7 protein-coding genes and 1 pseudogene are annotated in these 7,884 nt (G+C 61.3%); 3 read left to right on the top strand and 5 right to left on the bottom strand.

Annotation, left to right across the window (positions count from 1 at the left end; genetic code table 11):
- From IVB32_RS40800 to IVB32_RS42710, 4 genes and pseudogenes are all read right to left on the bottom strand, one after another.
- A pseudogene (locus IVB32_RS40800) lies at positions 1-977 on the bottom strand (IS110 family transposase); the annotation flags it as partial.
- A 323-nt stretch (positions 978-1,300) separates the two neighbouring features.
- Positions 1,301-2,338, bottom strand: a complete 1,038-nt coding sequence (locus IVB32_RS40795) for an IS110 family transposase (protein WP_247413141.1) — start codon at positions 2,336-2,338, stop codon at positions 1,301-1,303.
- Positions 2,339-2,503: 165 nt separating this feature from the next.
- The gene (locus IVB32_RS42715) at positions 2,504-3,313 is read right to left on the bottom strand and encodes a carbohydrate porin (protein WP_253075201.1); all 810 of its coding nucleotides are present in this window, start codon (positions 3,311-3,313) and stop codon (positions 2,504-2,506) included.
- The gene (locus tag IVB32_RS42710; RefSeq protein WP_253075433.1) at positions 3,253-3,942 is read right to left on the bottom strand and encodes a carbohydrate porin; all 690 of its coding nucleotides are present in this window, start codon (positions 3,940-3,942) and stop codon (positions 3,253-3,255) included. The genes IVB32_RS42715 and IVB32_RS42710 overlap by 61 nt, the downstream gene beginning before the upstream one ends.
- Positions 3,943-4,319: 377 nt before the next feature.
- On the opposite strand from IVB32_RS42710, the gene IVB32_RS43250 reads away from it, so the two are divergent.
- On the top strand, positions 4,320-5,045 hold the full coding sequence (locus IVB32_RS43250) for a transporter (RefSeq protein ID WP_346015367.1): 726 nt from the start codon (positions 4,320-4,322) through the stop codon (positions 5,043-5,045).
- 80 nt (positions 5,046-5,125) lie between these two features.
- On the opposite strand, the gene IVB32_RS40780 is transcribed toward IVB32_RS43250, so the two are convergent.
- Positions 5,126-5,338, bottom strand: a complete 213-nt coding sequence (locus IVB32_RS40780) for a hypothetical protein (protein WP_247361375.1) — start codon at positions 5,336-5,338, stop codon at positions 5,126-5,128.
- Positions 5,339-5,741: 403 nt separating this feature from the next.
- Between IVB32_RS40780 and IVB32_RS40775 the strand changes: the two genes are divergently transcribed.
- Both IVB32_RS40775 and IVB32_RS40770 read left to right on the top strand, forming a co-directional pair.
- Positions 5,742-6,644 (top strand): GNAT family N-acetyltransferase, encoded by a 903-nt coding sequence (locus IVB32_RS40775; protein ID WP_247413140.1) that lies wholly within the window; start codon positions 5,742-5,744, stop codon positions 6,642-6,644.
- A gap of 185 nt (positions 6,645-6,829) precedes the next feature.
- Positions 6,830-7,615 carry a GGDEF domain-containing protein gene (locus tag IVB32_RS40770; protein WP_247361370.1) on the top strand — a complete coding sequence of 262 codons (786 nt, stop codon included), beginning with the start codon at positions 6,830-6,832 and terminating at the stop codon, positions 7,613-7,615.
- Positions 7,616-7,884 lie beyond the last annotated feature (269 nt).

Here is a 7,884-nt window from a genome sequence, read left to right as displayed (position 1 = left end):
AGCCCACACGATCCGCGCGTTCTTGTTGGCAAGAGCCACGGCCGCGACATTGGGATGGCGCCGTTGCCGCATCTTGCCGAGCCAGAGGCTTCGCGGATCCTGCTTGCCATTAGCACGGCTTAAAGCGGCGCGAGCTCCGTGAATCATCAGCGTCCGCAGGTATCGATCGCCCCGTTTGCTGATGCCGAACAAGCGGGCCCGCCCTCCACTGGATCGCTGCTTGGGTACCAGACCAAGCCAAGCCGCGAACTGTCGGCCGTTCTTGAAACAGCTTCTATCGCCCACGGCGGCGACCAAGGCTGTTGCTGTCACAGGTCCGACGCCTTCGATTTTGCCGAGCCGCTGGCACTGCTCACTCGTACGGAAGATTTCCCTTATCCGCCGGCCATAGGCTGAATGCGGGTATCAAGCTCGGACAACTCCTCTTGCAGTTCCCTCATGAGCGCTCGGAGCATCTCGCTGAGGCCGTCATTGATGTTTCCTACGATGACCGCGAGGCCACGCCGCAGCTGCGCGATGTCACGGGCAATGACAATCCCATGCTCGGACAGAAGACCGCGAATTTGATTGACGAGCCTGACTCGATCGGCGACCAGGCGCCGGCGAATGCGGTGGACGGCCTGTACCGCCAGCTGATCGGTTGATTTCGGTGGCACGAAGCGCATGGACGGACGACCGACCGCTTCGCAGATGGCTTCCGCATCGTTCTGGTCGTTCTTGTTCGACTTGACGTATGGTGTCACGAACTGAGGGCTGATTAGTCGGACTTGATGGCCAAGCTCCGTGAGCACGCGAGCCCAATAGTGTGCCCCATTGGAAGCCTCCATGCCGACCAGGCAGGCCGGTAAATTGGCGAAAAAGCCGGCCACCGCATCGCGACGTAACCTCTTTCGCACAACGACTTTCCCGTGGTTGTCGACGCCGTGAACTTCGAAGACATACTTCGCCAGATCTAGACCTATCCGAACGACCTGCATAACATCCTCCTTCGCTGCAGTTGACGCTCGAGATTCCACCGCGGCAAGGGCGGGGGCCCCCGATTTGCAAGAGTTTTTTCGCGTGATGAACAGTGGTCGCTTGCAGTCATGTGTCCGGCCTTTCAGTGCGGTCTTACATGACCGATGGCCTTGATGGGTTCCGCGAGTCGAGGCCTTATCAGTTGGTCGGGATCGGAATCCCGCTGAGGCGGTCAGGTTACTCTCGATCCCTCGGGTGACCGACTTGCCATCACGTGTTTTCACTCTCGCAAGCTTACGGCACGCCGCAGCTCAGCAGGTCATGCTGTCGCTGTTGCGTGTCGCTAGGTGTCCTGTCTGCTCATGAGGGCCCAAGCCACGCGCGCCCTCTTATTCGCCGAGGCGACAGCGGCGACAAGCCGTGGCTTTCTGCTGAGCAGGGAGGTTAGCCAGGGATTGGTCTTGGCTTGCTTCGAGCAAAGCAGCACCGTGTGCGCACTGTTGACCAGCAGGCGACGGAGATAACTGTCCCCTCGCTTGCTAATTCCACCGAGGCGCGCCTTGCCCCCGGTGGAGTTTTGTCTCGGCACTAGCCCGAGCCAGGCGGCAAACTCTCTGCCGCTACGGAATGTGTTGGGATCTGCAACCGTTGCTGCGATGGCCGTGGCGATGATCGGCCCGATGCCTGGAATGGTAGCCAGTCGTTGGCTGACTGGGTTGCTCTTATGCCACGCGAGAACCTGCTTCTCGAGACCAACGATCCGTACCTGAATATCTTCGATGTGGTTGACCATTACCTGCAACACCTGACGGGCAATATCCGGTACACGCCCATCATTCTCGTTCGTGACAATCGCAATCAGTTTCGCCACCTTGTGCAGACCCTGCGCCTCGATAAGACCGAACTCGGCCAGGTGCCCACGCAGAGCATTCACCAGCATGGTGCGCTGGCGGACCAGCAAATCTCGAGCCCGATGCATCATGAGCGCCGATTGTTGCTCCGCCGTCTTTATCGGGACGAAGCGCATCGACGGACGCCTAACCGCCTCGCAGATCGCCTCGGCATCGGCCACGTCGTGCTTGTTACGCTTTACATAGGCTTTCACATAGTTGGGCGGCATCAGGCGCGCTTCATGGCCAAGCGCAATCAACTCACGAGCCCAATGGTGCGCCGTCGCGCAGGCTTCGAGGCCGATGAGGCACGGCGGAATCTCGGCAAAGAACGCGAGGACCTGGCTGCGTCGCAGCCGCTTGCGCATCACGACGCTGCCCATCTCGTCGACCGCATGAACCTGGAAGACACTCTTTGCCAGATCAAGACCAATTGTTGTAATATCGCCCGTGGATGGCTCCCTTTGCTGGTGATCTCTAACGACCACCATCCTGGCACATCGATGCCGTCAGGGGGCCATCCACCCCATCAGTTGGCGGCCTCTTTCATTTTATCGAATGGCGGCCTAAGGCCCATCGCTACCGTTCAGGTCGGCTCAGAGGGTACCTGGCCCTGCTAGCGGCCAGACTTCGTGGCGAATGCGCCGGAGTTATTTTCAATCCGGCTTGAATATCATCTGCCAGCCTTTCCGTGTGTCCATATATTCACGAACCTGCTTGATGCTGTCGCCCGCAACGACGAAGACGAAGCAATAGTCATTTTCATAGGGCTGGCCGCCTGGGAGTGGCTCGCATCCGCTCCTCAACCACGACAATATCGCCATCCGCATGAATGCCGCAACATGTATTGGAAATTGGGCTGTAACGTCCAGCCGTCCTTGACCTGATAATTGGTAAACCGCTGTCAGCAATCCTTCGAAGCTGCGCACTGGCCAAGTCATATCGACCAAAGTCCGATAATCCGCGTCGAGTGCCTGCGCTCGTTTCGAGACGTGGGCATAACCCGCGGCGATCCCGAACTTATCGTCAGGGCGGTCATCGCGCAGGCCGATGAACTCAACGCCCACATCCGCGTAAAGATCGATCAGGTTGCGATCGGCAGGCGCGCCTGCGGCCCTGGCGAACACGCCGATCCCCCGATCATCGCTATGAGGCACGCGGTGGATCTGCTGCTCGAAAACCGCCCACCCTCCGACATCCCCGGACAATAGCAAGGGCTCGCCGCTGCTGCTGGCGGCAGCGGCGAGCGAGGCCCCGTTCGACGCGAGCCGCTGATCTGCGAAGGAACCGAAGTGCCGCCAGCCTCCGAACTTGATCTGGCCGGTCAGGCTCGGGTCGCCCTTCTTGTTATTCCAGGCATACTGAATCTGCCCGAGCAACAGCGGCGCATTCGTTGACGCGGAAATTAAGGCCGTAGCGGTTGCGCTCCTGCGGGTCGGCCGGACCGCGTCCGGCCTGGTCGCCATCGAAGATTCCGCCAAGCACAGCAAGCTGATCGGTTACGTTGACGAGCAGCTCCCATGGCGGCCAAAGGCGGCGAGGGTCCACCGCTGGGCAGATTTACCGACGTGATGGCTGGCCAACCCATGGAGGCGCTGGTGAACACGTCCGTGTACTTGGTGTTGAAGAATTCGCTGTCCGCGGCTAGCTGGCCCAATTTCAGCGAGACCTGCTTCGCACCCCACTGCTTTTCAAAATAGGCTTCGTACAGACGGGTCGACGGCAGAGCCTCGATCCCGCTAACAACGAAGAAGTTCTGCAGGTTACTGCGCGATAGCCCGTCACCATGGATCAGGAACATGTTGGCGTGAAAGGTGAGCTTGTCGATCCCAATCAGCTGCAAATCGACGGCGAGGTTCAGGCGACCTTCGTAGATCGCGCTCTGCTTCAATCCTCCGGACGCGATGCCGAGCACCTCGCCGATGTAGGTCGCCGCGAACTTCACGCCGTACTTCTGCAGCGGATTGGGCAGCAACCCAAGCGTCTTTTCCTCCACCGTGCTCTCTCCCGTGTCGGGATCGGCCGGTTTGTCGTCATCGGTCTTCTTATCCTCTTGCCCAATGGCATTGGTCGCAAGGAACAGAACAACCGCCATCAAAAGCGCCGCTTCTAGTGCATTGGCCGACGAAGGCGGCGTGAGTTTCTGGGTGCCTGGCTTTTTTGGAAGCCTGTCGGCGGCGCCCCAGCAGCCGGGTTGGTCGCTGGCGACCGTCTACTACCACACCTCGGTATGTGGCCTTGGCGCGTGAACTCCAGACGGGCAGAGTCCCTGCGAACTTGTCGGCCCGCCTGAACGCGAGTCTGACCGGTACCGGCGATCTGGGTTTTGTCATCCCGAGCTACGTGTTCGCAACGCCGGTGCTTGGCGGCCAGGCAACGTTTGCCCTTGTGGGTGCCTATGGCGTCACCAGCGCTTAGCTGGCGGGCACGTTGTCGGGAAACCTCTCGACGCCTGTCGGAAGCATCCCCTTCATGCGGTCCGACAGCTTCAGCGATACCACTTGGGGCTTCGCCGATGTTATTCCTCAATTCTCCCTGCGTTGGAACGCAGGCGTCAACAACTTCATGACCTACGTCACTGGCGACATACCTGTTGGAGCCTATCAGTCCACGAGACTGGCGAATCTGGGCCTCGGCCACGGCGCCATCGATGCCGGCGGCGGGTACACCTACTTCAATCCGGCGACGGGCCCCGAATTATCCGCGGTGCTCGGATTTACGTACAACTTTGTCAACCCGTCGACGCAGTACCAGAGCGGCGTGGACATGCATCTCGACTGGGGCGCGTCGCAATTCCTGACCAAGCAGGTGCAGGTGGGTCTGGTAGGGTACGCCTACAAGGAACTGGGGTGCGACAGCGGCTCTGGCGACCGGGTCGGGTGCTTCCTGTCGCAGGTGTTCGGCGTCGGGCCGCAGTTCGGCTACGTCTTTCCGCTCAGCGAAGGCCTCCACGGGTACGTCAATCTCAAGGGATACGCGGAATTCGGAGGGGCGGCTCGCCCGACCGGGTGGAACAGCTGGCTCACATTTGCCATCTCGCCCGCAGCGGCGCCTCCGCCCCCCGGTACATCGCATGATCACGAAATAGGTTACGGTTCTCGACCGCATTTTTCAGGAGCCACTGACGGCTCTCGTGGCCGTTCCACGGTTCAATTTCGTCCTGAGCGGGGCGCCAGGTTTCGGCATAGCAGCGCCTGAACAGCCTTCGGTTGGAGATGACGCTGACCGAAGACGACGTGCCCACTGTGGAGGAGCCGGCAGGATGAGCCTGCCGCCTGTCAGGCCTCGCCTGGTCCGGTGCAGGTCGAGATCGGTGGCGTCGTGCGCGGCACCAGCAGTGGCCGCTCGGTTACTCCGGATCGGGCAGTCGGGCTGCCCTTGGCATCGTACCGCTTGGCGAGATCCAAGAGGCGACGTCGGGTGAACGGATCGGCCTGCTCGGCGATGTCCCGGACCCGCTGCGCGAGGCTCCAATAGAATTCCTGCTCCATGACGCACCCTCGCAACATCACTGCCCGGACTTGAGTAGCCTGCGGTCGCGGAGTCAAGAAGCGTCGGCACGCGGATGCAACTTTCCGTGTCGGTCTTGAGATCGCGATGCCGGCGGACGTAGACTGGCCATCGCAGGGGAAATCAGATGCCGGTGTTCTATCCGTCCGGAAGGCCTGCCCTGCGTGCGGCAGGCAGATGAAGGCTGTGCCCGACGAAGTCGCTCATGGGGAATTGCGGTACGTCTGCACCGGTTGTGACGACGACCCGTTGCGCGACTTGAAGCCGCAAGTGGGCGGACGGGCCGCTGAAGCCTCTGGAGGAGTAGTCCGCGCTGTTGAGGCTGATCCGTCGGCAGTAGGTGTCGAGACCCTTTCGGGGGCCGCGTGGTCGTGGAGTTGTTCGATGACAGTGGTTTACCGGCCCGCCCGCGCGGAAGATCTGGAGTTCGCCGACGCGCTTGTCGTGTCCAGCATCAACGATCTCACGGTCCGCCATAATTTCGGGCAAATGGCCTCCCCAAGCCAGCCGAACTTTCAGTTGTTCTCACTGGCGGACGATCCCGACGGTCTCTGGGTCGCGGAAGCCGACGGCCGGATCCTGGGCTTCGCCTGGAGCTGGGTCTGCGGCGACATCTGGTTTCTGGCGCAGCTCTTCGTTTCTCCCGACCGTCAGGGTGGGAGCATCGGCAACGAGCTGATCAAACGGACGCTGGATCACGCCGAGAAGTCCGGCGCTTCCAACAGGGTTCTGATCACATTTGCCTTCAACGCCGTATCGCAGGGGCTCTACATCCGCCACGGACTGTTTCCGCGATTTCCGATCTACAGCGTCAGCGCGCCCCGGGAGCATTTAGTCGGTCGCCTGAATGGGCCGCAATTCGAATGCGCTCCGCTCGACGAAGAAGCTTCGACGCTGGCTCGCCTCGCGCAGGCGGACGAGCGGGTGCTTGGGATCTCGCGCGAGAAGCACCACCGATATCTCATCAACGACAGCCGGACGCGAGGCTTCAGCCTCTACGATGGAGCTGATTGGTTGGGCTACGCTTACGTCGATGCCGGCGGCCACGCCGGACCTGTCGCGGTGCTGCAGTCCAGCGCGATGGCCACCGCCTTCAGGACGGCGCTGCGCCTCGCCGCAGAGAGCGGCGCCTCGCAGGTGTCGGCATTCTTGCCCGGCTCGAGCGAAGCGGCCCTCTCGGCGGCGCTCGAGTGCGGCATGCGGATCAAGTTTCCGATGCTTCTGATGTCGTCGCGCGATTTCGGCAGTTGGGCCCAGTATCTGCCTCGCAATCCGGGCTTCATGTGACATCGTGTGGTGAGACTCGCAGTGCTGAAATGTCTGCGGCCGGGCCGCTGCGCTTTTCAAGGCGGGCCATCGCAAATTGAGCTTCGTCTTTAGGTCGGCGTTAACGGCGTCTGCGCAGCGGAGCGTGCCTTAACCTGCCGTGAAGGTGAGGGGGCGGATGCTGGTCGCTTTACGGCGGCAGAGCCATGGCCAACGACATCATTACGCACCGGGACGCGCTGCGCCACACGATGGGCCGCTCTGCCGTGAGCGTCGGCCTGACCGTCCTCTTGACGTTGTCCCTGTGCTTCCTACAGTTCGGATCCAATCCGGATGCGTTGGTGCGCGTCGGCTTCGTGACCAAATCGTCTATCCTCATCAGCATGATGATTTCGGGGCTGCTGACGGCCGCCCTGAGCTACCGGTCCGCGCTGACGATGCGCGAGCTGGCGCTGACGCGCGCCGAGCTGCAGCGAATCTCCGGCACCGACCAGCTGACCGGACTGCTCAACCGACGTGGCTTCGACCAGGCTGCCGAATCGGCCCTCACCAAGGCGCGCGATGCTAACCTGCCGACCACGGTGCTGATGTGTGACATCGACCGCTTCAAGGCGATCAACGACCAGTTCGGGCACGACTTCGGAGACAAGGTGCTCATCGCGGTCGCGCAGGTGTTGTGCTCCTTCGCCGAGCGAAGGCAGATGCTGGTGGCAAGGCATGGCGGCGAGGAGTTCGCCGTTGTGATGACCGGGGTATCCAGGGAACGCGCTGCCCAATACGCCGAAGATCTGCGGCAGGCCTGCGCCGCCGAAGTAGTCGTCGGCGAAGGTGCCTCGACCAACGTGACGATCAGCATCGGGCTCGCCCAATCCCATGGCGAAATGGATCTGGGCAAGGTCATGCGCATGGCCGATCAGGCGCTCTATGCCGCCAAACACCGAGGTCGCAATCGCGTGGTCCGGGCGGACGTCCTGGACTCGGTCGCGGCGTAGCCCCCAAACGGACCTCAAACGGCGCGTTCCCGAAGGGTACCAGTTTCTTGATCCGTTCCCATCCGCCACGATGGTACTGGCCTGTTTCCGACGCTAGTGGCCTAGTTCGATTTTGGGAGTGGCCTGATTTGAGTGAGCAATTTTGCTCAGCTTTAATCTGCGATGCCTGCAAAGATCCCGTGGCCGTGACCTGCCCCTGCCGATTTCCTCCAGTTGAAGTTAGAGTCCGGCCTTCTGAAGGACGGACAGATGAAGCGAGCCAGGTTTAC

Source organism: Bradyrhizobium sp. 23, assembly GCF_023073295.1.
GTDB classification, from domain to species: domain Bacteria; phylum Pseudomonadota; class Alphaproteobacteria; order Rhizobiales; family Xanthobacteraceae; genus Bradyrhizobium; species Bradyrhizobium canariense_D.
Note: the sequence above shows the minus strand (reverse complement) of the source record. Positions and strands in the feature narration are given on the sequence as shown.

Bases quoted from the DNA above. Each gene is read 5' to 3' on its own strand.
- IVB32_RS42710 (WP_253075433.1), bottom strand. From the start codon at position 3,942: ATGGCGGTTGTTCTGTTCCTTGCGACCAATGCCATTGGGCAAGAGGAT.
- IVB32_RS40775 (WP_247413140.1), top strand. From the start codon at position 5,742: ATGACAGTGGTTTACCGGCCCGCCCGCGCGGAAGATCTGGAGTTCGCC.
- IVB32_RS40770 (WP_247361370.1), top strand. From the start codon at position 6,830: ATGGCCAACGACATCATTACGCACCGGGACGCGCTGCGCCACACGATG.
- IVB32_RS43250 (WP_346015367.1), top strand. From the start codon at position 4,320: ATGCGGTCCGACAGCTTCAGCGATACCACTTGGGGCTTCGCCGATGTT.
- IVB32_RS40780 (WP_247361375.1), bottom strand. From the start codon at position 5,338: ATGGAGCAGGAATTCTATTGGAGCCTCGCGCAGCGGGTCCGGGACATC.
- IVB32_RS40795 (WP_247413141.1), bottom strand. From the start codon at position 2,338: ATGGTGGTCGTTAGAGATCACCAGCAAAGGGAGCCATCCACGGGCGAT.
- IVB32_RS42715 (WP_253075201.1), bottom strand. From the start codon at position 3,313: ATGGCGACCAGGCCGGACGCGGTCCGGCCGACCCGCAGGAGCGCAACC.